Source organism: Flavobacterium branchiophilum FL-15 (assembly GCF_000253275.1).
In the GTDB taxonomy this organism is placed as follows: Bacteria; Bacteroidota; Bacteroidia; order Flavobacteriales; family Flavobacteriaceae; genus Flavobacterium; species Flavobacterium branchiophilum.
This window is the reverse complement of the sequence record NC_016001.1, coordinates 747,150-769,077: the sequence shown is the minus strand read 5'-3', so window position 1 is coordinate 769,077 and position 21,928 is coordinate 747,150. Positions and strand designations below refer to the sequence as shown.

Genomic DNA, 21,928 nt, shown 5'->3' with positions numbered 1-21,928 from the left:
GGTTTGATTCAAAAAGTAGATTAAAAAATAAATCATGATCAAAATAAACAAACAAAACCGTGCATTAGGCTATTTTAGTTTCAAAATCATGTTACTGGTTTCTGTATTGGTTTCTTGTAGCAATACCCAAAAAATCAATTCACAACAACCATTTTCCATAGAAAGCACATCAAAAAAAACAACCACTATTCGTACTGGTGCAGATCGACATGACGTATATTTACCTCTATTGGCAAACAAAAAAATAGGAGTTGTAACCAATCAAACAGGTTTGCTTACATCTGGAAGTCATTTGGTAGATTTTTTAATTACTAAAAATATAAATATTCAAAAAATATTTGCTCCAGAACATGGATTTAGAGGCACTGCCGATGCTGGCGAGCACATATTAGATGGTAAAGATGTCAAAACGGGTTTGCCCATTGTATCGTTGTATGGCAACAATAAAAAACCCAAACCTGAACATTTTAAAAATATCGACCTTGTTGTATTTGATATTCAGGATGTTGGTGCCCGATTTTATACCTACATTTCCACATTGCACTACTTGATGGAAGCCTGTGCCGAACAACAAATTCCGTTGCTAGTTTTGGACAGACCCAATCCTAATGGCAGCATAGTAGATGGCCCAATATTAGATCCCGCATATCAAAGTTTTGTTGGCATGCACCCAATTCCTGTTTTGCATGGCATGACAATTGGAGAATATGCCCAAATGATTAATGGCGAAAAATGGTTAAAAAACGGTATTCAATGCCTTTTGACAGTCATTGCCTGCGACCAATACAATCGAAATTTGCCCTATTCGCTTGTAGCAAAACCATCACCAAATTTGCCCAACGACCAGGCAATTAACTTATATGCCAGTTTGTGTTTTTTTGAAGGAACCAATGTAAGTGTGGGTAGAGGAACTGATAAACAATTTCAAATATATGGCTCGCCATTTTTGCCAAAAGGTGCTTATAGTTTTGTGCCAAAGCCAAATTTGGGAGCTCAAGATCCTTTGCACAAAAACATTGTTTGCTATGGCGAAGATTTATCTAACCTCAAAAAAATCAAACAAATAGAACTACGATGGCTTACAAAAGCTTACAAAGAAACCGCAAATAAATCTGTTTTTTTTAATTCATTTTTCAGTAAAATAGCAGGGACAAATCAGTTACAAAAACAAATAGAAGCAGGGTTATCCGAAAAAGACATTAGAAATAGTTGGAAAAAAGGGATTGCACAATTTCGAAAAATGAGACAACCTTATTTATTGTATCCATAAAACATTACATTAAAAAAAACACATTATTACATATCAAAAAATAATTTATATTTGAATTTTATTAAAACCCAAAAAACACACTTTCTATGTTGTATGACTATCTCAAATCGTTGCATTTAATATTTGTAATCACTTGGTTTGCAGGGCTTTTTTATATTGTTCGGTTGTTTGTATATCAAATAGAAGCTCACGAAATGCCACAACCCAAACGGGATATTTTACTCGATCAATACAAAATCATGACCTTTAGGTTGTGGTATATCATCACATGGCCAAGTGCCATTTTGGCCAGTTTGTTTGCCTTTTGGATGTTGTTTATAAACTCCAATTTGTTACTTGCCGATTTTTTTAGAGTAAAATTGTTTTTTGTTTTTTTATTGTATATATATCACGGCAAGTGCCATCAAATATACAAACAATTGCAAAAGTCTGAGTTCAAATACACGTCAAATTTTATGCGGCTGTGGAACGAAGGAGCAACCATTATTTTGTTTGCCGTAGTATTTTTGATTATCGTTAAAAGTGCTATCAATTGGATTTTTGGCGTTGTAGGCATCATCCTTTTTTCGGTTATCATCATGCTTGGCTTTCGATTTTATAAAAAAATAAGAGAAAAAAATGTTTAGTCATTTCAAAATATCAATGCTATCCTTACAAATTAGGATATTTTTATCAATGATTGTTTTGATTATCGTGGCCTCGGTATTATTAGCTTCTATATCTATTGTGCAATTTCAAAATGAGGCCAAGGTCTATCATCAAGAACGGTTGGACAGAAAAGAAGATGCCATCAAAGAAAACATCAATTATGTGCTGTCCAACACTACTTATCCACTGAATGCTTCCAATTTGAAGTCGATTTTTAAGGATAAAATTCATGAATTGTCTGACATTCATAATTTAGAAATAAACATTTATAGCTTGAATGGCAAATTGTTAAAATCTTCTAAATCAACATTTTCTGTAGATGCAGTTGCTCCACCCATACCAAAATACATACTAAAACTTGTACAATCCTCTATCGAAAAAAGGTATGTGGACATTAAAACCATTAATGGACTCAAAAACCGTTCATCATATAGTTTGATAAAAGACGACAAATTTAAACCCATTGGCATATTGAATTTGCCGTATGTAGAAGATGACAGTTATTACGACAAAGAATTAAGTAATTTTTTAATAAGACTTGCACAAGTATATACATTTATGTTATTTGTAGCATTTATAGTAGCCTATTTTTTATCTTCCTATATTACAAAATCATTAAAAACCATTTCTGACAAATTAAGCGAAACTTCCTTATCTCAAAAAAATGAAAAAATCATGTTGGAAGCCAATAGCAAAGAAATCAATTTGCTCATAAAGGCTTATAATGGCATGGTGGAAGAGCTGGAAATAAGTGCCCAAAAACTAGCGCAAAGCGAACGAGAAGAAGCGTGGCGAGAAATGGCCAAACAAGTTGCACACGAAATTAAGAATCCGCTAACGCCCATGCGATTGACAGTGCAAAGCTTTCAGCGAAAGTTTGACAACAACGACCCCTATTTGAAACAAAAACTCCATGATTTTTCAGAAACATTAATCCAACAAATAGATGCCATGAGCTCTGTGGCATCGGCATTTTCAAACTTTGCATCTATGCCAGCCCAACAAAATGAAACCCTAAATGTGGTGGAAGTAGTCAGTTTGTCTTTAGAGATTTTCAATGAAGACTATATATATTTTGAAAGCGAATTTGAAAGTATTGTTTCAAAAATGGACAGGACCCAATTGGTTCGTATCATCAACAACTTAGTAAAAAATGCGATACAAGCCATACCCGAAAATCAAGAAGAAAAATCAATTTTTGTAAGTGTAAAAAAAGAAAAATCATCAGTTTTGATTGCCGTAAAAGACAACGGAACAGGCATAGAAATCAAGGATGTTGATCATATTTTTGAGCCAAAATTTACAACAAAAAGCAGTGGTATGGGACTTGGATTGGGGATTATCAAAAAAATTATAGAAAATTACAAAGGCAGCATTACGTTTGACACCCATATTGGCATCGGAACTACATTTACCGTAACGTTACCATTATATCATTCCTAAAACAAAGAAGTTTGTTGAGGGTTTTCATGGTTGAGCAACCATTTTTTGCGGTGCAATCCGCCAGCATACCCCACCAGTTTTCCATTGGTGCCAATTACCCGATGACACGGTACAACAATCCAAAGTGGGTTTTTTCCATTGGCTGCTGCCACAGCTCTAATGGCTTTTGGGTCGCCAAATTGATGGGATAGCTGCAAGTAAGACAGGGTTTTTCCAAAAGGTATTTCTGACAATAAGTCCCATATTTTTTTTTGAAAATCGGTCCCTTTTGGGTTCAAAACCAAATCAAATTGTTGCAATGTGCCTTCAAAATATTGGTTGAGTTGTTGCACAACCGCTTGCAAACAAAATGGTATTTCGTTGCTAACGATTCCTTGATCCAAAACAACAATAGACGAAACGCCCATGTCGTCGCCAACAATTTGAGCAATTCCTAAAGGTGTTTGGATAAAACATGTAGCCATAAGATCAATTTGGTGTTAAAAAAGCTACCTATAAGTATTTTCAGGTAGCTTTTTTTGAATTTGAATTTTTAATTTGACCATTTTTGTTAGGAACAAAACTGGTCGAAAGCATCTTTTAAGTTTTCGGCAATCATTTCGGCAGGGCGGCCTTCTATATGATAACGTTCCAACATGTGAACCAATTCGCCATCTTTAAACAAGGCAATACTTGGCGACGAAGGAGGAAAAGGCAACATATAGCCACGAGCAGCATCTACGGCATCTTTGTCCACGCCTGCAAAAACCGTAACTAAATTTGTAGGTTTTTTTGCGTTTTCTAAACTCATTGTTACCCCTGGGCGTGCGTTTCGAGCAGCACAACCACACACAGAATTAACTACCACAAGGGTAGTTCCTTCGGTTTTCATTGCGGCATCTACAGCCTCTTTTGAAAATAAATTTTGAAAGCCCGCTTGCGTTAATTCTGCTCGCATTGGGGTTACCATTTCTTCTGGATACATCATATTTTTATTTAGATTAATTATTTATTAGACTGCAAATTTACATCGTTTTTTTGTTTTCTTGCTATATAAAACACCAATATTTGCAATTTTTTTTGAAGCTCTTAATCAATTAATTTCCCGTAAAATGAGCCTTTCTCTTCTCTAAAAATGCTGTGGTGCCTTCTTTAAAATCGGCTGTACCAAAACAGTTTCCAAAAGAAACAATTTCTGTTTGATAGCCATTAACACCTACTTTGAAAGGAGCATTGATGGCTAAAATGGCTTGAGTAATGGCTGTGGGGGCGTTTTTCAATATTTTATAAATTATTGATTTTGAATAATTTATCAATTCAGTTTGCTCCACAACATGATTGACCAATCCATAACTAAGTGCCGTTGCTGCGTCTATCATACTGGCGGTCATGATCATTTCCATAGCCCTACCCTTGCCTATGAGTTGTGGCAAACGTTGCGTTCCGCCATAGCCTGGTATTACCCCAAGAGAAACCTCTGGCAAACCCATTTTGGCATTTGAAGAGGCTATACGAAAATGACATGCCATGGCCAATTCTAAACCTCCGCCAAGTGCAAATCCGTTGATAGCGGCAATAACGGGTTTGCTAAGATTTTCGATTAAATCAAATAATTTTTTTTGTCCTTCTGCGGCTAAAAGCGTTCCTTGTTCTACAGAAAAGTGTGCAAATTCTGCAATATCGGCACCTGCAACAAAAGCTTTTTCGCCAGCACCCGTTAGTAAAATGGCTCCAATGCTTGGGTCAGATACCATTGTTTGAAAGGCCAAATGCAACTCCTCGATGGTTGCTACATTCAAGGCATTGAGTTTTGATGGTCTGTTGATGGTAATTTGACCTATTCCATCGGCCATTTCAGTTGTAATATTTTGATAATTCATGGTTGTAAAAAATTAAAAAAGTTAAAAAAATATTGAATTCTTAATATCTTCATTTTGTATTATTAAACTTAGTACCTATTGCGTTGGGGATAGCAATGGAAATCCATTTTTGAGGCTTTTTTCGGCCTCAAAAAAGATTATTTCACAATATTATATTTCATTTGGAGTTCAAAGAACGTTGTTTGAAACAGATAGCCCGACCCTTGGGAAACGCCCAAAAAGTTATTCTTTGTATTTGTATTTATAATAAAAATTAGTCATTTGTTTATATTTATAAATTTTTATTAAGAATACCTGCTTTTAAAATTTGTCCAAAATGGTACATATCTTCAAACGAACAATAAAAAGGAACTGGAGCAAGCCTAATCACATTGGGTTCTCGCCAATCGACAATAACGCCATTTGCCATTAAAAAGTCGAACAATTCTCGGCCCTCGCCATGCAAAAAAACAGACAATTGACAAGCCCTTTCGTTAGGATTTGTTGGGGTAATGATTTCGAAATGACCCGCAACTTCTTGGTTGATAGTTTGCAAAATAAAATCGAGGTAAGCCGTTATTTGATTTCTTTTTTGAATTAATGTTGGCATACCTATTTTGTCAAACATTTCGATGGCAGCCCAATATGGAGCTAACGAAAGAACGGGCAAATTGCTAATTTGCCAGCCATCTGCCCCCTCTGAAGGGCAAAAGGTGTCGTCCATTTTGAATCTCGTTTTTTTATCGTGTCCCCACCAACCCGCAAATCGAGGAAGTTGCAATTGATGGTGTTTTTCGTGAATAAAACAACCCGACACATTACCAGGCCCAGCATTCATGTATTTGTAACTGCACCATGCTGCAAAATCAACACCCCATTGGTGCAAATCCAAGTGAATATTGCCAGCTGCATGTGCCAAATCCCAACCCACATGAGCACCGTGGGCTTGCCCTTTTTTGGTAATTTGTTCAATATCAAATACTTGTCCTGTATAATAATTGACACCCCCCATCAAAACCAGGGCTATTTCATGCCCATGTTGGTCCAATAAGTCTAAAACGTCTGAGGTTCTAATATGGTGTTCGCCAGGACGTCGTTTGACGGTAATGATGGCATCGGAAGGGTCGTATCCATGAAATTGAACCTGACTTTGTAACATGTATTGATCAGAAGGAAATGCTTTTTCTTCGCACAATATTTTATATTTTGATGGTTTTGGATTGTAAAATGACACCATTAGCAAGTGCAAATTTACAGTTAGCGTATTCATTACGGTAACTTCGGATGGTTTTGCCCCTACTAATTTACTTAAAGGCACTTTGAAACGTTCTTGATAATCCCACCAAGGTTTTTGAGCAAAAAAGTGGCCTTCGACAGCTAAATTTGCCCAATCGTTCATGATTTCATCTATATATTTTTGAGTTTGTTTGGGCTGAAGTCCTAAAGAGTTTCCTGTAAAATAAATCACATTTTTACCGTTGTGTTTGGGAAAATGGAATTGATTTTTATAATCTCGAAGTGCATCTTGAGCATCCCATTGTTGTGCAAATTGTAAAGTATTTTTAAAAATCATGTTGTTTTTTTGCGGTAAATATAAAAAATACATTTAATATGTGTTTCTATTTAGTGCCATAAAAATTTGCCAATACACAAAATAATTTTTATTTTACAAAAAATCAAGGATTTAACGCTAACAATATTATTTTTGCCTAAAAGTTTTATGACTCAAAATTATGGCAAAAGCAAACTACAAGTGGATTTTACTTGGACTCCTTTCAATGATTTGGGGTAGTTCTTTTATTTTAATAAAAAAAGGATTGATTGGGCTTACAGCGTTTCAGCTTGGATCGTTCCGAATTGTATTTGCAAGTTTATTTTTGCTGGTTGTTGGATTTAAAAAAATAATGACAATACCCAAAAAACAATGGTTTTATATAGTAGTAACGGCATTTGTAGGAACCTTTTTTCCTGCTTACCTTTTTGCAATGGCCGAAACAGAAATTGACAGTTCGATTACTGCTATTTTGAATGCCTTAACACCAATTAATACCTTAATAATTAGCACATTGGCATTCCATCAACCTTTCAAAAAACAACAATTTATTGGGGTACTAATTGGTTTTATAGGCAGTATGTTTTTGGTTTTGAACGGCACTTTTTTGCATCCAAACAAGGCCTATCATTATGCTTTATTGGTGATTGTTGCTACACTTTGCTATGCTTTGAATGTCAATCTGATAAAAAAACACCTTTCAAACCTACATCCATTAAGTATAACGACAGGAAATTTTTTGGTATTGATTGGGCCCGCACTAATAATATTGACAAATACAGGTTTTTGGTATCAGAACCATCCAGAAGTTGTTGGCACCTCGTTGCTTTATATTGTAGTTTTAGGGGTTTTAGGTACAGGAATAGCCAATGTGATGTTTTTTAAATTAATTCAAATATCACAACCCGTTTTTGCATCTTCTGTTACCTATATCATTCCGGGTGTGGCATTGATTTGGGGTGTTATTGATGGCGAAAAACTAACTTTATTTCAATTATTTGGTGGATTGATTGTATTAATTGGTGTTTTTTTATCTAGTAAGAAATAAACATTTACATACAAAACATAATTTTTTCACAAAAATTCCAATAATTATTTGTTTGTTTAAAAATAATGATTAATTTTATATCAAATTTAAAACTAAATTAGATTATGTACACTCAAAACATTTTAGTTGCTCATGCTAGTAGTACAGAGCAAGCAACTTTTTACAAAAAAACATATTTACATGTAGCTTTAGCAGTACTATCGTTTATTATTGTAGAATCTTTTTTATTAAAAGTAGTTCCAGAAAGCATTGTTATTTCTATGATTTCATCACGATTTTTGTGGTTGTTTTTAATTGGCATTTTCTGGTTGGGCTCTGTTCTAACTACCAATATGACTATGGCAGCCTCTAGAGACAAACAATATTTAGGACTGGGATTGTATGTGTTTTTAGAAGGCTTTTTATTTTTGCCCCTTATTACAATTGCCATTCAAATGACGGGAGGCGATGTCATTATGCAAGCAGCCTTGATTACTTTGTTTATGTTTTTAGGATTAACCGCCGTGGTTTTTTTAACAAAAGCTGATTTTTCTTTTTTAAGAACGGCCTTGGTTATTGGAGGTTTTTTATCAATTGGTATAGTAATAGTTGGTGCTTTATTTGGATTTAATTTAGGCCTTTGGTTTTCTGTTTTTATGGTAGTATTAGCATCGGGCAGTATTTTATATCAAACAAATCAAATAAAAAACCAATATGGTACAGCACAATATGTGGGTGCTGCACTTCAATTGTTTGCTTCTGTCATGATGTTATTTTGGTACATTTTGAGAATTTTAATGAGCCGTAGAAACTAAATTTCAACATTGATAGTTAGCGCTACTTTACTTGTTTAATTTTTATTTGTTTCTTCGTTATTTATATAAAGGTTGTTTAAATTTTTTTTTAAACAACCTTTTTTTAGGTATTATTATGACATTATTTAAAACAATATTATATAAAAAAATACAAAACCCTCATGTGGTTGTATTATTAATTTTACTGAATACAGCATTGATCATGAATTTTAATTTTGTTGTATGGCAAAACCTATTTTCAATATTGTCATTATCAATAAGCATAATAATGCTCATTTACAAACGTTTTTTTATAGGTTATTTATTGCATTTTTTATTGTTTTCTTATTATTTGCTACCACATTTTCCAAGGATGGCAAACCATTGCAATATCGAACTTGCTGTGCTAGGTTGTTTTTATATCATGGCACTATTTTATATATTAAAAAACAAACCATTACTATCCAATCAATCCATTACACTATTATGTAGAACTACTTTGGTTTGGGTTTATTTTTATGCAGGATTTCACAAGCTCAATTCTGGTTTTTTTAGCACTTGTTATTCTTGTGCAAACTTTGTTCATGTGCAATTCCTTAAAAACATTACAGGCCATGATTATATTTTAGATCCAAATGTATTATTACTATTGCAAGTGGCTACTATAATAATTGAAATGATTGTCCCATTTGGGTTGTTTCATCAAAGTACACGAAAAATCACTGCATGTATATTGCTTTTTTTTCACGGGTATTTATCCTTAATATATTATGCGGATTTTAGTGCTCTTGCTGTTTTTTTGCTATTTGGATCTGTTGCAAACTTTGAAGACAAAAAAACTGAATACCAAAAAACGTCCCTTTATGTCATTATATCCATATTGGCAATCCTTATTAGATCAATGCTACTTCATGCCAACACTACATTGGCAAATCAATGTTTTATTTTTGGCATCATTTATAATATTGGATTGACAACATGGGTGTTCTACAATTTTGTTCATTTTAAAAAACTAAAAAATACATTTACAAAAAAACATTATACAATTGCCTTTATACCCTTTGTAATAATTAGTTTATGGACATTAAAAACATATATAGGCCTTGGTAATTGTGCTAATTTAACAATGTTTAGCAATTTAATTACCTTAAAAAATGAAAGTAATCATTTTTTAATTGATACAAAAAACACCAAACTATTTCAATATGAAGAAGATTATATATTAATATTATCCATAAAAGGTTTGAAATATAAAACAGGATTAGAGCATCAAAGGCTGCCAATAATAGAATTCAAGTACCTGAGTAGCAAATGGATCAAACAAAATCATGAAAAAATAAGTGTTTTATACCAATATCAAAACAAAACTTATTTAATATCCGATTTAAAAAAACATGAGTATTCAAAATCAGATTGGTGGTATCAATTTGTTTTTTTTAGAAAAATTCAGCCAATCAATAAAAATAAATGTATTTGGTAAAATAAAGTCCCCAAAATAGCAAACAATTAAAATCAATTTAATACCTTTGCAGCATTAAAAAACAAGAGGAAAAATTTGAACTGATTGCAACCTCATAAAAAAAATGCTAAAGCAGCTTACTTCTTTAGACTTTTTAAGTAAATCATTACAAATATTTGCTCGCTTAATATTTAAAATACTATTTTTATGGCTTATTTATTTACGTCAGAATCTGTTAGCGAAGGACACCCAGACAAAGTAGCAGATCAAATTTCAGATGCGTTAATTGACAATTTTTTAGCTTTCGACCCAGAGTCAAAAGTAGCTTGTGAAACATTGGTAACCACAGGTCAAGTAATTTTGGCTGGTGAGGTAAAATCGAACACCTATTTAGATGTACAAAGCATTGCAAGAGAGGTAATTAGAAAAATTGGTTACACAAAAAGTGAGTACATGTTTGAGGCCAATTCGTGTGGTATATTATCTGCTATACACGAACAATCCGCAGATATTAATCAAGGAGTTGATAGAGCAAGCAAAGAAGAGCAAGGTGCTGGCGATCAGGGAATGATGTTTGGCTATGCAACCAACGAAACGGAAGATTACATGCCGTTAGCACTTAATTTATCGCACAAATTATTGCAAGAATTAGCTGCATTGCGTCGTGAAAACAACGAAATAAAATACTTACGTCCAGATGCAAAATCGCAAGTAACGTTAGAGTATGATGACAACAACAAGCCTACTCGAATAGATGCTATTGTAATATCTACACAACACGACGATTTTGACGAAGAGGCAACCATGTTAGCCAAAATCAAGTCTGATGTTATTTCGATATTGATACCAAGAATTATAAAAAACAACCCACAATATGCTCATTTATTTAATGATGCTATTCAATACCATATCAACCCTACCGGCAAATTTGTAATTGGTGGCCCACATGGCGATACTGGCTTGACGGGAAGAAAAATTATTGTAGATACCTATGGCGGTAAAGGTGCACATGGTGGCGGTGCTTTCTCTGGAAAAGATCCAAGTAAAGTAGATAGAAGTGCCGCTTATGCAACCCGACACATTGCTAAAAATTTAGTAGCTGCTGGTGTTGCAGATGAAATTTTGGTACAAGTGTCTTATGCTATTGGTGTTGCAAAACCAATGGGTATTTTTATTGAAACTTATGGCACCTCAAAGGTAGATTTGACAGATGGTGAAATAGCCAAAAAAGTTGAAGCTATATTTGACATGAGACCTTATTTTATTGAGCAACGATTGAAATTAAGAAACCCTATTTATAGCGAAACGGCTGCTTATGGACACATGGGCCGCAAATCGGAAACAGTTTCAAAAACTTTCAAATCGCCAAGTGGAGAAACCAAAACCCTTGAGGTTGAGTTGTTTACATGGGAAAAATTAGACTATGTAGCACAAGTAAAATCAGCCTTTGGCTTGTAATTACTTTATCATATATTTTAAAAAGCTGCCTTTTAGGCGGCTTTTTTTTTATATATAAACAAAAGATTATTTGTAAATTTGCCAAAACACAAAAAAAACATTATACCAAATATATTTATAAAATAGTCCAAAGATGCGTAGTTATTTTTTAGAAAAAATTTCAAAAAAAATCGTTGGATAGCTGGGCTAGGGAACTATTTTTTTTGACTCATTTTAGCAAAAAAGAACCAATAGATTGGACTATTTTATATGTATATTTGGTATAACCTCATTGTTGTGAAAAAACAACGATTTGACATCAAATATAAAACATTATTATGATATTAATAACAGGAGCCACAGGATTGGTTGGTGGGCATTTGCTCATGGAATTATTACAACATACCCCTCAAAAAATCAGAGGTTTGTATCGAGATAGTGCAAAAATTGAGCGTGTAAAACTTTTATTTACAACCCATCAAATCATTGATTTGTTTTCCTATATCGAGTGGTTTGAAGCCGATGTAACAGATGTACCCGCTTTAGAAAAAGCTTTTGAAGGTATTACTTATGTCTATCATTGTGCTGGCATGATTTCGTTTAACTCAATAGACGAACCTTTATTAAGAAAAATCAACATACAAGGAACTGCAAATATTGTAAATTTGAGCTTGGATTTTCAAATCAAAAAACTCCTATATGTAAGTTCTGTAGCCGCATTAGGAGCACTAACGGAAGGAGAATCGATATTTACAGAAGACAACGAATGGAATCCTGAAAAATTGCAAAGTGATTATGCCATAACTAAATATGGTGGCGAACTCGAAGTGTGGCGGGGCTATCAAGAAGGATTGCCGGTAGTTATTGTAAATCCAACCATTATTTTAGGTAATGGTTTTTGGGGACAAGGCAGCGGCGATATTTTTTCGCAGGTAGTGAATGGGTTGCGTTTTTATTCAGAAGGTTGTTCAGGATTTGTTACAATAAAAGATGTTGTTTGCCTCACTCGTTTATTAATGGAACACCCCGTTGTTGGCGAAAGATTTATAATATGTGGCGAAAATTTGACTTACAAAACGGTATTAGATGCCATTGCCGATGCTTTGCAAGTTACAAGACCAAAAATTAAAAGTCCATATATCACCACGTTATGGTATGCAAAGTTAGACGGCATGATTAGTTTTTTATTTTCAAAGAAACGTAAATTAGATACATTTGGGGTGCTGAGTTTGTATGCTAAAGAATATTATGACAATACCAAAGTTTGTCAATTACTACATTACGAGTTTGAACCCATTATGGCAGGTATAGAAAAAATTGTAGCTTTAGAACAAAAATCAAAAAAGTTGAACTAAAATTTATTAAATTTGTAGTAGATTTATAAATTACTAATCACATCAAGAATCATGAAAAAAACAATCTTACTATTTAGCTTGTCTGTTTGCACTTTATTATTTGTTAATTGCAAAAAAGAGGAAGAAAAAAAAGAAGTTACAATTGAAAAAAAAGTAGAAACCTTCCAAAATCCTATTGCGGCAGACGCTGCAACATCCCATGCCGATTTGACAATTGATGGTATGAGTTGTGCAATTGGATGTGCTAAAACAATTGAAGACAAACTGAACCATACGGAAGGAGTATCAAAAGCGAAAGTTGATTTTGATAAGAAAACAGCTTCAATTGATTTTGACGGAAATGTACAAACACCCGAAAAACTAATTGCAGTTATAGAAGCTGAAGCCGATGGAAAAACGTATAAAGTATCGAAGGTAGAAGTAAAAATGATTGTTAAGAAAAAAATATAAATGGCACTTATTTTAATGATTGCCCGTTCATTTTGACAAGATTTCCAATTTATCGGGGTGTTCCTAGCCCAGATTGACGTGGAAAGGTACTATCTTAAAATCCAAATTTTTTTTCCATAATTTTCATAAAAAATTGACTTTTTTTATTTTCATTTAATTCGTTTTTAATATTGTTTTTTTGATGGATGGTGCAAAAATGAATGTCATTAATTGAATCATTTCAGGTCATACTTTCTATTTTTTTGTACTTTTGCCATGCAAAAATGAAATTCATTTTACTGCCCCTTTAATTTATTAATTGGGCAGTTTTTTTTTATAAAAGTTTAAAAAAGAATTAGACATTTCTTGTTGTCGGTTTGTTATTTTTTGTATAATTGCCAATCTGCATTCCTTTGTTTTCTTCTTTATTTGAATATAAATTAAACCACTTCCACTCTGACCAATTTGTGTCTAAAAATAGTGTGAATTTTATTAAATCATCGAACCTGTATTTTAGACATTTTGCTGTTCCATCAGCGTTGTTACGCAACTTCACAATGGCTATGTATTTTTTCTTTTTTTTTATCTTTTGTTTCATTATCTTCTTTTTTTTCATAATTTTGCAACTCAGAGAAACCGCTTTTTAAGCTGTTATCTTGTATAGCCTCGGAATTCATTTCGGGGCTATCTTTTTTATAATCAGGATTATAAAGTTCGTTTTTCTTCCAAATATGATATATTAAAACCAATAGTTTTTTTTGAACTGCTACATAGCTTTTCATCTTTATGCCATGTTTTGCAAATGTCCTTTCATATAAATCCACCAATGGTTTCTCTTTATATTTTATAGCTAGAAATGCTGGCATAAACAAAGCCCTACGAATACGACTATTTCCTTTTTTAGAAATTTTTGTCTTACCAACACTTGTTCCAGACTCCCTTTCTACAACATCAAATCCAGCATACGACACTAATTGCTTGTAGTTTTTGAACAATTCAAAGCCATTTGTCTCAGCTATAATGGTTGATACACTAAGCAATGCAATCCCTTTTATTTTGCAAATGTTGTCCACTTTTTGTTTTAGAACCTGGTCTGAATTAATCAAATTTTTCATTAATTTTTCAAGCTCCTTAAGCTGTTCTTCGATCAATTCAATGATTGCCTTTTGTTGGTTTATCATCATTTCACTCATATACATGCTGTTTTCTAAAGCATGGAGTTGATTGTTAATGACTGTTTTTTGATCTTGTAAATTTTGATACTGTCTTGTGTATTGTCGCAATTCATAATACAACTTACCCATGGGTTGCCAAAGTTCCAAACATTGTTCTGCTCCCATTTTTGACAATCCTTTGGCATCAATGCTGTCGTTTTTTGATTTTAATCCCAAAGAAATTAAGTAATGCTTTGCCTTGTTTGGCAAAATAATGGAAACGGCATATTTTTTTTCTGAAAAATAAAGGGCACAATTTTCGTGATAAACACCTGTAGCCTCCATGCACATAACCAAGGGAATTTCTTGCAACTTTTTCTTTTTGACAATCCATTCGTCCATGCTCTGAAATCCTTTCAAAGTATTTGGAAATGAAGTACTTGCTACTACAGTTACCTTTTGATTACAATCAATTACAGACATGCAAATATCAATTTTTTTACTTGCAACATCCAATCCTACTGAATACTTAATGCTCATAATTATTTCTTTTTAGGATAACAAAATATTACATTTACCTTTGCTCATTTTTTATACAACATCTAAACTAAATAGTATAGTGCTTAAGTACTAATTGTGGTTATTTTGTAATAAAAACAAAGTGGATTTTCCTTTCACATGAATATCATTAAATGTATTTAGCCCGCAAACAATTATGCAACTTTGTTTTGTTATCTATTATCAATTTTTAATTTTCAAAAATACAATTTTTTCGTAAATTATTATCGGATGCAAAGATATGAGCCCGGAACAAAAAAAGGGAGTGGTTCTTGGCAAAAAAAAGCGACCAAAGAAGCTCTTTTTTTGCCTTAGAACCACCCCTTTTTTTGTGAGGACTTGAAACAGAAAGCTGGATGGGCTTCTGAAAAAAATTACTGTTATTGAATAGGATTGTAAGTGTGCTTATTTTTGAAATTTTAAGGGCAAATGCACCACTTTTTTAGTTTCAAAAAATTCATTTTCAAAAAAATCAGCAATGGGATATTCTTTAGCTTTTGGAAATGGGGCTAACTCTTGAGTCAAATCGCCTCCTTTTAAATACAATATGCCATTTTTTAAAACATGTTTGTTTTGTTTTTTGATTTTATCTTTGATCCATAAATAAAAATCGGGCATATTGGTAACGGCCCTGCTGACAATAAAATCGAAATCACCTTTTACAAGTTCGGCTCTAACTTGTTCTGCCTTAACGTTTTGTAGTTCCAATGCTTGGGCAACTGCATTTACAACATTGATTTTTTTGAGAATGACATCAATGAGATAAAAACGGGTTTCGGGAAAGAGTATGGCTAGCGGAATCCCAGGAAAACCGCCACCTGTACCCACATCTAATATCAATGTGCCAGGCTCGAAGGGCTGAATTTTGGCAATGGCAAGCGAATGTAGCACGTGTTTGGTGTACAATTCATTGATGTCTTTTCTTGAAATTACATTTATTTTGGCATTCCAATCTTGGTACAAAGCCTCTAATTTTTGAAATTGTTCGATTTGCTTGGAACTCAAATTTGGAAAATGTTTGATGATTTCATCCATAATTTTAATTTTTAACAAAAATACAACAAGCTGTTGATATTTTTATGACTTTTTATTTTATTGCAAAATTAATAAATTATATCTTTACGAATTATTTTTAATTCCAATATATGACTCCAACAGGACCAACATTTGCCAAGCAAGATCAGTTGAAATTTTTTAGAACTTTAAACAGCAGGGTAAATCATTATTTTAAAGAAAACAACTTACAAAAAACTGGCAATTGGCAGTTGCATTTAAAGGCAATTATTATGTTTTCGTTGTTGTTTGTGCCTTATTTTTTATTTTATTTTATCGAAATGCCTTTTTGGGTACGGCTACTTTTGAGTGTTGTAATGGGAGTTGGGATGGCAGGCGTTGGGATGAATGTGATGCACGATGGTAATCACGGTTCTTTTTCTGACAAAAAATGGATCAATAATATAATGGGAGGCAGTATTTATATTTTGGCTGGAAATGTTTACAATTGGCAAGTGCAACACAACGTTTTGCATCATACATATACTAACATTGTAGGGCACGACGAAGATTTAGATGCAGGAAGAATAATTCGATTTTCGAAACTAGCACCATGGAGTAATTATCACAAATACCAACAATATTACTCTGTTTTTTTGTATGGTTTACTAACAATCAACTGGTGTTTGACAACAGATTTTAAACAAATGGGAGGCTATTTGAAAAGAAATTTGTCTTATGGCGAAGCTCCAAACCCAAGAAATTTGTGGCTTGGTTTGGTAATTTCAAAAATTGTTTATTTTTCATTTTGGATTGTAATACCCATGATGTATATGGTGTGGTGGAAAGTTTTACTTGGTTTTTTTGTAATGCACTATACTGCTGGTATGATATTGAGTTTGATTTTTCAATTGGCACACGTTGTTGAAGAAACAGAAAATCCTGTTCCAAATGCAAACAACGAGATGGAAAACACGTGGGCTATTCATCAACTTTATACAACTACTAATTTTGCTCCAAAAAATTGGATACTCAATTATTATACGGGAGGTTTAAATCATCAAATAGAACACCATTTGTATCCAAACATTTGTCATGTTCATTATACAAAAATTGCAGAATTTGTAAAACAAACAGCAGAAGAATGCAACTTACCCTATTTTGAATATCACAGCATGAGAAGTGCTGTTGTAGCACACCTTAAGCACTTAAAAATTTTAGGACAACAACCAGAAATATCAATTTAAATAATCATAACTACATTAAAAAATGAACAACATTCTTTCGGACAGAATCAACAATTTGGCCACATCGCAAACATTGGCAATGGCTGCATTAGCAAGAGAGTTAAAGCAACAAGGCAAAGACATCATTAGTTTGAGTCTTGGAGAACCTGATTTTAATACACCTGATTTTATAAAAGAAGCTGCCAAAAAAGCTATTGATGAAAATTACAGCACTTATTCGCCAGTAGAAGGGTATTTAGAATTGAAAGAAGCCATTTGCAGAAAATTCAAAAGAGACAATGATTTAGATTACAAACCTTCGCAAATTGTAGTTTCTACGGGAGCCAAACAATCTTTATACAACATTGCACAAGTGATGTTAAACGATGGAGACGAGGTAATTTTGCCAGCTCCATATTGGGTAAGTTATTTTGAAATAGTTAAATTATCGGGTGGTGTACCTGTAGAAGTGCCTACATCTGTAGATACTGATTTTAAAATTACTCCAGAACAATTAGCGGCAGCCATAACACCAAAAACAAAAATGATTTGGTTTAGTTCACCGTGTAATCCAAGTGGCTCTGTATATAACAGAGCAGAATTGACAGCGCTAGCAAAAGTATTAGAAAACTACCCAAACATATATGTTGTAGCAGACGAAATATATGAGCACATCAATTTTTCGGGTACATTTTGTAGCATTGCCTCTATTCCTGGAATGTTTGATAAAACCATCACGGTAAATGGGGTTGCAAAAGCCTTTGCCATGACGGGTTGGAGAATTGGATACATTGGAGCTCCAGAATTTATTGCAAAAGCTTGTACAAAAATTCAAGGACAAGTTACCAGTGGCTCCAACAGTATAGCACAACGTGCCACTATTACGGCGGTAGATGCAGACCCAGCAGTATTGAACGACATGGTTCGTGCATTTCATAGCCGAAGAGATTTGGTTGTTGGCTTGCTAAAGGAAATTCCTGGAGTAAAAATCAATGTTCCAGAAGGGGCATTTTATGTATTTCCTGATGTGTCTTCGTTTTTTGGTAAAACATTGAAAGGTACATTAATCAACGATGCAAATGATTTGTCTATGTATTTGTTAGCCGAGGCAAATGTAGCAACTGTAACAGGCGATGCTTTTGGTAATCCGAATTGCATCCGTTTTTCTTACGCAACAAGCGAAGCCTTATTGACAGAAGCCTTGCGAAGAATAAAAGAAGCCTTGGCTTTGTAACCTTTTTGATATTGCAATAAATAATCCTCAAAATAGTTTGATTTTATTGTTTTTAAAATCAAAATATAGCAAAATATAAAACCGTTTCAAATGACATTGAAACGGTTTTTTTTGAGCACTAAAAAAAGCCAACATCAAATGATGCTGGCTTTTTTTATGAAAAACATACGCTTGTATTATGCTTCAAATGGAAGTATAGATACAAACGATTTGTTGTCGCTTTTTTTCTGAAACTTAACAATTCCAGCAACTTTAGCGTGCAAAGTATGATCTTTACCCATATAAACGTTTTCGCCTGGATTGTGTTTTGAGCCTCTTTGTCTAACGATGATGTTTCCAGCAATTGCAGCTTGTCCACCAAAAATCTTTACGCCTAAACGTTTCGATTCTGATTCTCTACCATTCTTGGAACTACCGACACCTTTCTTGTGAGCCATGATGTTATGATTTTAGATTGTTAATACTTAAATTAAACTGCTTTTCCGCCGTTTAATTCATCTTGTAATTTTTTTAATTCATCCATTTTTCCATCAGCAGCCAATTGAGATTGTTGTGCCCAAGTGGTTGGATCTAAATGTGATAATTTTGAAGTTGAAGCATCCAAAATAGCTTTTACATCTTCAGCAGAAGTGGTAGCTAATTTAGCAAAAGTATCAATACCCGCTAAAACCAATGCCTCAGCAGCTTTTGGTCCAATACCTTCAATTAATTTTAAATCATCACCTTTTTTAGTAGCTTTTGCTGCTTTTGGAGCCGCTGCCTTTGCACCACTAGCTGTAATGTTTTCAATTACAATTTGAGTAAGATACTGTCTATGACCATTTCTTTTTTTGTAACCTTTTCTTCTTTTCTTTTTGAAAACGATTACTTTATCTCCTTTTAAGTGTTGTAACACTTTAGCTTCTACTGAAGCACCTTCTATAGCTGGGGCGCCTAAAGTGATTTCGCCATTGTTGTCTAATAAAAGAACTTTGTCAAAAGTAACTTTTGAACCTTCTTCGTTAGCCAAACGATGCACATAAACCTTTAAGTCTTTGCTTACTTTAAATTGTTGCCCTGCTATCTCTACGATTGCGTACATAACAATGATGTTTAGTTTAATAAAATTTTAAGTTTGCAAAGATACTTATTTTTTTGAAAGTAACAATTTTTTAATTGTTATTTTTTACTTAAATAATTTTCAATCTAATTTAGCTTATTGTAATTTTGCAGTCCAAAAAAAATCATAATCATGTCATCATTTCTTAATCAAGAAACGCTTTATGCCGTTAGCATCCCATTTTTTGTTGGTGTTATTTTATTTGAAATGTTCATCAGCCACAAGTCAAATGCCCGTTTATATACTTTCAAAGATACGGCTACAAATGTCTATTTTGGTATATTAAATATCATTTTGGATTTGATTTTTAAATCTTTTTCTTTCATGGTTTTAGGGTTTTTCTTTTCACATCAATTATTTCATTTGGAACAAAATGGAATGTATTGGGTGGCTTGTTTTATTTTACAAGATTTTATGTATTACATTCAACATTATGTGGATCATAAATCAAGATTTTTTTGGGCCATACATGCTACGCACCACAATTCAGAGTACTTTAATGTGTCCACTGGGTTTCGTTCGTCGGTTTTTCAACCCATGTATCGATACCTCTTTTTTATCCCCATGGCTTTATTAGGTTTTAGTCCTTTGCATATTATGTTTGCCTATTCGGCAAATCAAATTTGGGGTACTTTGATTCATACTCAAAAAATAAAAAAAATGGGGTTTTTAGAGTATTTTATGGTTACCCCATCGCACCATCGGGTGCATCATGCCTCAAACGAAAAATACATCGACAAAAACATGGGTATGACCCTAATCATTTGGGATAAAATTTTTGGAACTTTTCAGGCCGAAGACGAAAATTATGAACCAATTCGTTTTGGATTAACCTATAAAATAGATGACAAAGGCCCCATCAATATTGTTTTTCATGAATGGATAGCCATTTACAAAGACATCATTCAGCCCAATATTTCGTGGAAAACAAGGCTCAAATACCTATTTTACAACCCTGGATGGAAGCCATAACTAGAGGTGAAAAAAATTATAAAAATTTTAACAAAAAAAATAGGTTTAAATTGTAACATATTGAGTAATTTTATGACAAATTAAAATATATCTACAAACATTATTAATTTATATGAAAAACACCCTAATGGCTCTTAGCGCAACCCTAATGTTAGGCAGTGTAGCAACAGCCCAAAAAGTAGCTTTTGAAGAGTACAATTTGGACAATGGCCTACACGTTATCCTACACAACGACCCCTCTGCTCCTACCGTAATTACCTCGGTTATGTATCATGTTGGGGCAAAAGACGAACAACCAGATCGAACAGGTTTTGCACATTTTTTTGAACACTTATTATTTGAAGGTACAGAAAATATCAAGCGTGGCGAATGGTTTAAAATTGTAACTGCAAATGGTGGTGTAAACAACGCCAATACTACAGAAGACCGTACTTATTATTACGAAGTTTTTCCTTCAAACAATTTAGAATTGGGACTTTGGATGGAATCCGAAAGAATGCTGCACCCAGTAATTAATAAAATTGGTGTAGATACTCAAAACGAAGTGGTTAAAGAAGAGAAAAGATTGCGGTATGATAACAGTCCTTATGGACAATTGATACCACAGGTAAAGAAAAATGTTTTCAAAAACCACCCCTATCGTTGGACAACCATTGGTGCAATGGAGCATTTAGACGCTGCAACATTAGAAGAATTTCAAGCATTTAATAAGAAATTTTATATTCCAAATAATGCCGTATTGATAGTAGCTGGCGATTTTAAATCAGAACAAGCTAAAGAATGGATTCAAAAATATTTTAGTAAAATTCCTAAAGGAACGCCAATCGAGCGCAAAACTTATATTGAAGAACCAATTACACAAACCATCAAAGCCAGTTTTGAGGATGCTAATATTCAAATACCAATGATAGTAGCGGCCTACAGAACCCCTTCGATGAAAACACGTGATGCTAGGGTTTTAGACATGATTTCGACCATTTTGAGTGATGGAAAAAGTTCACGCTTGTATAAAAAAATTGTGGACAATAATAAAACAGCCCTTCAAATTGGTGCCTTCAATTACAGTCAAGAAGATTATGGTACCTATATTTTGTATGGCTTGCCACAAGCTCCAAAAACCTCTGAAGATATTTTGAAAGAAGTAGATGAAGAGATTGTAAAATTACAAACAGAATTAATTTCTGAAAAAGATTTGCAAAAACTTCAAAACAAATATGAAAATGATTATGTAAACGCCAATGCTTCTATAGAAGGAATTGCAGATAATTTGGCTACCTATTACATGCTTTTCAAGGATGTAAATTTGATTAATACAGAGTTAAGTATATACAAATCGATTACTAGAGAAGAAATTCGTGAGGTTGCCAAAAAATATTTAAACAACAACCAACGTTTGATATTAGATTATTTACCAACAAAAGACAAAGCTAAAAACTAACA

Annotated in this window: 21 protein-coding genes; 13 read left to right on the top strand and 8 right to left on the bottom strand. The window is 33.4% G+C overall.

Annotation, left to right across the window (positions count from 1 at the left end; genetic code table 11):
* Nucleotides 1-34 precede the first annotated feature (34 nt).
* The 3 genes from FBFL15_RS03320 (at nt 35) to FBFL15_RS03310 (ending at nt 3,361) form a co-directional block, all read left to right on the top strand.
* A complete protein-coding gene (locus tag FBFL15_RS03320; protein WP_014083247.1) occupies nt 35-1,270 on the top strand; it encodes an exo-beta-N-acetylmuramidase NamZ family protein in 1,236 nt (411 codons plus the stop codon).
* A gap of 86 nt (nt 1,271-1,356) precedes the next feature.
* Nucleotides 1,357-1,896 carry a CopD family protein gene (locus tag FBFL15_RS03315; protein ID WP_014083246.1) on the top strand — a complete coding sequence of 180 codons (540 nt, stop codon included), beginning with the start codon at nt 1,357-1,359 and terminating at the stop codon, nt 1,894-1,896.
* Nucleotides 1,889-3,361, top strand: coding sequence for an ATP-binding protein (locus FBFL15_RS03310; protein ID WP_014083245.1), 1,473 nt, complete (start codon nt 1,889-1,891; stop codon nt 3,359-3,361). Before FBFL15_RS03315 ends, FBFL15_RS03310 begins: the two co-directional genes overlap by 8 nt.
* Here FBFL15_RS03310 and FBFL15_RS03305 read toward each other — a convergent pair.
* From FBFL15_RS03305 to kynU, 4 genes are all read right to left on the bottom strand, one after another.
* Nucleotides 3,358-3,825 (bottom strand): methylated-DNA--[protein]-cysteine S-methyltransferase, encoded by a 468-nt coding sequence (locus FBFL15_RS03305; RefSeq protein ID WP_014083244.1) that lies wholly within the window; start codon nt 3,823-3,825, stop codon nt 3,358-3,360. The two genes, FBFL15_RS03310 and FBFL15_RS03305, sit on opposite strands and share 4 nt — an antisense overlap.
* 86 nt (nt 3,826-3,911) lie before the next feature.
* Nucleotides 3,912-4,325 carry a BrxA/BrxB family bacilliredoxin gene (locus tag FBFL15_RS03300; protein ID WP_014083243.1) on the bottom strand — a complete coding sequence of 138 codons (414 nt, stop codon included), beginning with the start codon at nt 4,323-4,325 and terminating at the stop codon, nt 3,912-3,914.
* A 112-nt stretch (nt 4,326-4,437) separates the two neighbouring features.
* Nucleotides 4,438-5,220: an enoyl-CoA hydratase/isomerase family protein gene (locus FBFL15_RS03295; RefSeq protein WP_014083242.1), complete on the bottom strand. Its 783-nt coding sequence runs from the start codon at nt 5,218-5,220 to the stop codon at nt 4,438-4,440.
* 271 nt (nt 5,221-5,491) lie between these two features.
* On the bottom strand, nt 5,492-6,772 hold the full coding sequence (gene kynU, locus FBFL15_RS03290) for a kynureninase (RefSeq protein ID WP_014083241.1): 1,281 nt from the start codon (nt 6,770-6,772) through the stop codon (nt 5,492-5,494).
* Between the two features lie 160 nt (nt 6,773-6,932).
* On the opposite strand from kynU, the gene FBFL15_RS03285 reads away from it, so the two are divergent.
* From FBFL15_RS03285 to FBFL15_RS03260, 6 genes are all read left to right on the top strand, one after another.
* Nucleotides 6,933-7,799: a DMT family transporter gene (locus FBFL15_RS03285; protein ID WP_014083240.1), complete on the top strand. Its 867-nt coding sequence runs from the start codon at nt 6,933-6,935 to the stop codon at nt 7,797-7,799.
* Between the two features lie 104 nt (nt 7,800-7,903).
* On the top strand, nt 7,904-8,593 hold the full coding sequence (locus tag FBFL15_RS03280; RefSeq protein ID WP_014083239.1) for a Bax inhibitor-1/YccA family protein: 690 nt from the start codon (nt 7,904-7,906) through the stop codon (nt 8,591-8,593).
* Nucleotides 8,594-8,996: 403 nt separating this feature from the next.
* A complete protein-coding gene (locus FBFL15_RS03275) occupies nt 8,997-10,052 on the top strand; it encodes an HTTM domain-containing protein (protein WP_148267889.1) in 1,056 nt (351 codons plus the stop codon).
* A 186-nt stretch (nt 10,053-10,238) separates the two neighbouring features.
* Nucleotides 10,239-11,489, top strand: a complete 1,251-nt coding sequence (metK, locus tag FBFL15_RS03270) for a methionine adenosyltransferase (RefSeq protein WP_014083237.1) — start codon at nt 10,239-10,241, stop codon at nt 11,487-11,489.
* A 317-nt stretch (nt 11,490-11,806) separates the two neighbouring features.
* On the top strand, nt 11,807-12,823 hold the full coding sequence (locus tag FBFL15_RS03265; protein ID WP_014083236.1) for an NAD-dependent epimerase/dehydratase family protein: 1,017 nt from the start codon (nt 11,807-11,809) through the stop codon (nt 12,821-12,823).
* A gap of 51 nt (nt 12,824-12,874) precedes the next feature.
* On the top strand, nt 12,875-13,273 hold the full coding sequence (locus FBFL15_RS03260; protein ID WP_014083235.1) for a heavy-metal-associated domain-containing protein: 399 nt from the start codon (nt 12,875-12,877) through the stop codon (nt 13,271-13,273).
* A 521-nt stretch (nt 13,274-13,794) separates the two neighbouring features.
* On the opposite strand, the gene FBFL15_RS03250 is transcribed toward FBFL15_RS03260, so the two are convergent.
* On the bottom strand, nt 13,795-14,946 hold the full coding sequence (locus FBFL15_RS03250; protein WP_014082870.1) for an IS110 family RNA-guided transposase: 1,152 nt from the start codon (nt 14,944-14,946) through the stop codon (nt 13,795-13,797).
* A 423-nt stretch (nt 14,947-15,369) separates the two neighbouring features.
* A complete protein-coding gene (rsmG, locus tag FBFL15_RS03245; protein ID WP_014083234.1) occupies nt 15,370-15,999 on the bottom strand; it encodes a 16S rRNA (guanine(527)-N(7))-methyltransferase RsmG in 630 nt (209 codons plus the stop codon).
* 110 nt (nt 16,000-16,109) lie between these two features.
* Here rsmG and FBFL15_RS03240 point away from each other — a divergent pair, with 110 nt between their 5' ends.
* Both FBFL15_RS03240 and FBFL15_RS03235 read left to right on the top strand, forming a co-directional pair.
* On the top strand, nt 16,110-17,204 hold the full coding sequence (locus FBFL15_RS03240) for a fatty acid desaturase family protein (protein ID WP_014083233.1): 1,095 nt from the start codon (nt 16,110-16,112) through the stop codon (nt 17,202-17,204).
* Nucleotides 17,205-17,226: 22 nt separating this feature from the next.
* Entirely contained in the window at nt 17,227-18,417 is a 1,191-nt protein-coding gene (locus FBFL15_RS03235) for a pyridoxal phosphate-dependent aminotransferase (RefSeq protein WP_014083232.1), read from the top strand.
* A gap of 176 nt (nt 18,418-18,593) precedes the next feature.
* On the opposite strand, the gene rpmA is transcribed toward FBFL15_RS03235, so the two are convergent.
* Together rpmA and rplU are read right to left on the bottom strand one after the other, a co-directional pair.
* The gene (gene rpmA, locus FBFL15_RS03230) at nt 18,594-18,854 is read right to left on the bottom strand and encodes a 50S ribosomal protein L27 (RefSeq protein WP_014083231.1); all 261 of its coding nucleotides are present in this window, start codon (nt 18,852-18,854) and stop codon (nt 18,594-18,596) included.
* 32 nt (nt 18,855-18,886) lie between these two features.
* On the bottom strand, nt 18,887-19,498 hold the full coding sequence (rplU, locus tag FBFL15_RS03225; protein ID WP_014083230.1) for a 50S ribosomal protein L21: 612 nt from the start codon (nt 19,496-19,498) through the stop codon (nt 18,887-18,889).
* Nucleotides 19,499-19,648: 150 nt separating this feature from the next.
* Between rplU and FBFL15_RS03220 the strand changes: the two genes are divergently transcribed.
* The gene (locus tag FBFL15_RS03220) at nt 19,649-20,488 is read left to right on the top strand and encodes a sterol desaturase family protein (RefSeq protein ID WP_014083229.1); all 840 of its coding nucleotides are present in this window, start codon (nt 19,649-19,651) and stop codon (nt 20,486-20,488) included.
* A 112-nt stretch (nt 20,489-20,600) separates the two neighbouring features.
* Nucleotides 20,601-21,926 (top strand): M16 family metallopeptidase, encoded by a 1,326-nt coding sequence (locus FBFL15_RS03215; RefSeq protein WP_014083228.1) that lies wholly within the window; start codon nt 20,601-20,603, stop codon nt 21,924-21,926.
* Nucleotides 21,927-21,928: the final 2 nt, after the last annotated feature.

Excerpts from the sequence above, each read along its gene's own strand:
- FBFL15_RS03265 (WP_014083236.1), top strand. The coding sequence starts at position 11,807 with ATGATATTAATAACAGGAGCCACAGGATTGGTTGGTGGGCATTTGCTC.
- rpmA (WP_014083231.1), bottom strand. The coding sequence starts at position 18,854 with ATGGCTCACAAGAAAGGTGTCGGTAGTTCCAAGAATGGTAGAGAATCA.
- FBFL15_RS03275 (WP_148267889.1), top strand. The coding sequence starts at position 8,997 with ATGGCACTATTTTATATATTAAAAAACAAACCATTACTATCCAATCAA.
- FBFL15_RS03215 (WP_014083228.1), top strand. The coding sequence starts at position 20,601 with ATGAAAAACACCCTAATGGCTCTTAGCGCAACCCTAATGTTAGGCAGT.
- FBFL15_RS03300 (WP_014083243.1), bottom strand. The coding sequence starts at position 4,325 with ATGTATCCAGAAGAAATGGTAACCCCAATGCGAGCAGAATTAACGCAA.
- FBFL15_RS03220 (WP_014083229.1), top strand. The coding sequence starts at position 19,649 with ATGTCATCATTTCTTAATCAAGAAACGCTTTATGCCGTTAGCATCCCA.
- FBFL15_RS03320 (WP_014083247.1), top strand. The coding sequence starts at position 35 with ATGATCAAAATAAACAAACAAAACCGTGCATTAGGCTATTTTAGTTTC.
- kynU (WP_014083241.1), bottom strand. The coding sequence starts at position 6,772 with ATGATTTTTAAAAATACTTTACAATTTGCACAACAATGGGATGCTCAA.
- rsmG (WP_014083234.1), bottom strand. The coding sequence starts at position 15,999 with ATGGATGAAATCATCAAACATTTTCCAAATTTGAGTTCCAAGCAAATC.
- FBFL15_RS03250 (WP_014082870.1), bottom strand. The coding sequence starts at position 14,946 with ATGAGCATTAAGTATTCAGTAGGATTGGATGTTGCAAGTAAAAAAATT.
- FBFL15_RS03310 (WP_014083245.1), top strand. The coding sequence starts at position 1,889 with ATGTTTAGTCATTTCAAAATATCAATGCTATCCTTACAAATTAGGATA.
- metK (WP_014083237.1), top strand. The coding sequence starts at position 10,239 with ATGGCTTATTTATTTACGTCAGAATCTGTTAGCGAAGGACACCCAGAC.
- FBFL15_RS03285 (WP_014083240.1), top strand. The coding sequence starts at position 6,933 with ATGGCAAAAGCAAACTACAAGTGGATTTTACTTGGACTCCTTTCAATG.
- FBFL15_RS03260 (WP_014083235.1), top strand. The coding sequence starts at position 12,875 with ATGAAAAAAACAATCTTACTATTTAGCTTGTCTGTTTGCACTTTATTA.
- rplU (WP_014083230.1), bottom strand. The coding sequence starts at position 19,498 with ATGTACGCAATCGTAGAGATAGCAGGGCAACAATTTAAAGTAAGCAAA.
- FBFL15_RS03235 (WP_014083232.1), top strand. The coding sequence starts at position 17,227 with ATGAACAACATTCTTTCGGACAGAATCAACAATTTGGCCACATCGCAA.
- FBFL15_RS03240 (WP_014083233.1), top strand. The coding sequence starts at position 16,110 with ATGACTCCAACAGGACCAACATTTGCCAAGCAAGATCAGTTGAAATTT.
- FBFL15_RS03315 (WP_014083246.1), top strand. The coding sequence starts at position 1,357 with ATGTTGTATGACTATCTCAAATCGTTGCATTTAATATTTGTAATCACT.
- FBFL15_RS03295 (WP_014083242.1), bottom strand. The coding sequence starts at position 5,220 with ATGAATTATCAAAATATTACAACTGAAATGGCCGATGGAATAGGTCAA.
- FBFL15_RS03280 (WP_014083239.1), top strand. The coding sequence starts at position 7,904 with ATGTACACTCAAAACATTTTAGTTGCTCATGCTAGTAGTACAGAGCAA.
- FBFL15_RS03305 (WP_014083244.1), bottom strand. The coding sequence starts at position 3,825 with ATGGCTACATGTTTTATCCAAACACCTTTAGGAATTGCTCAAATTGTT.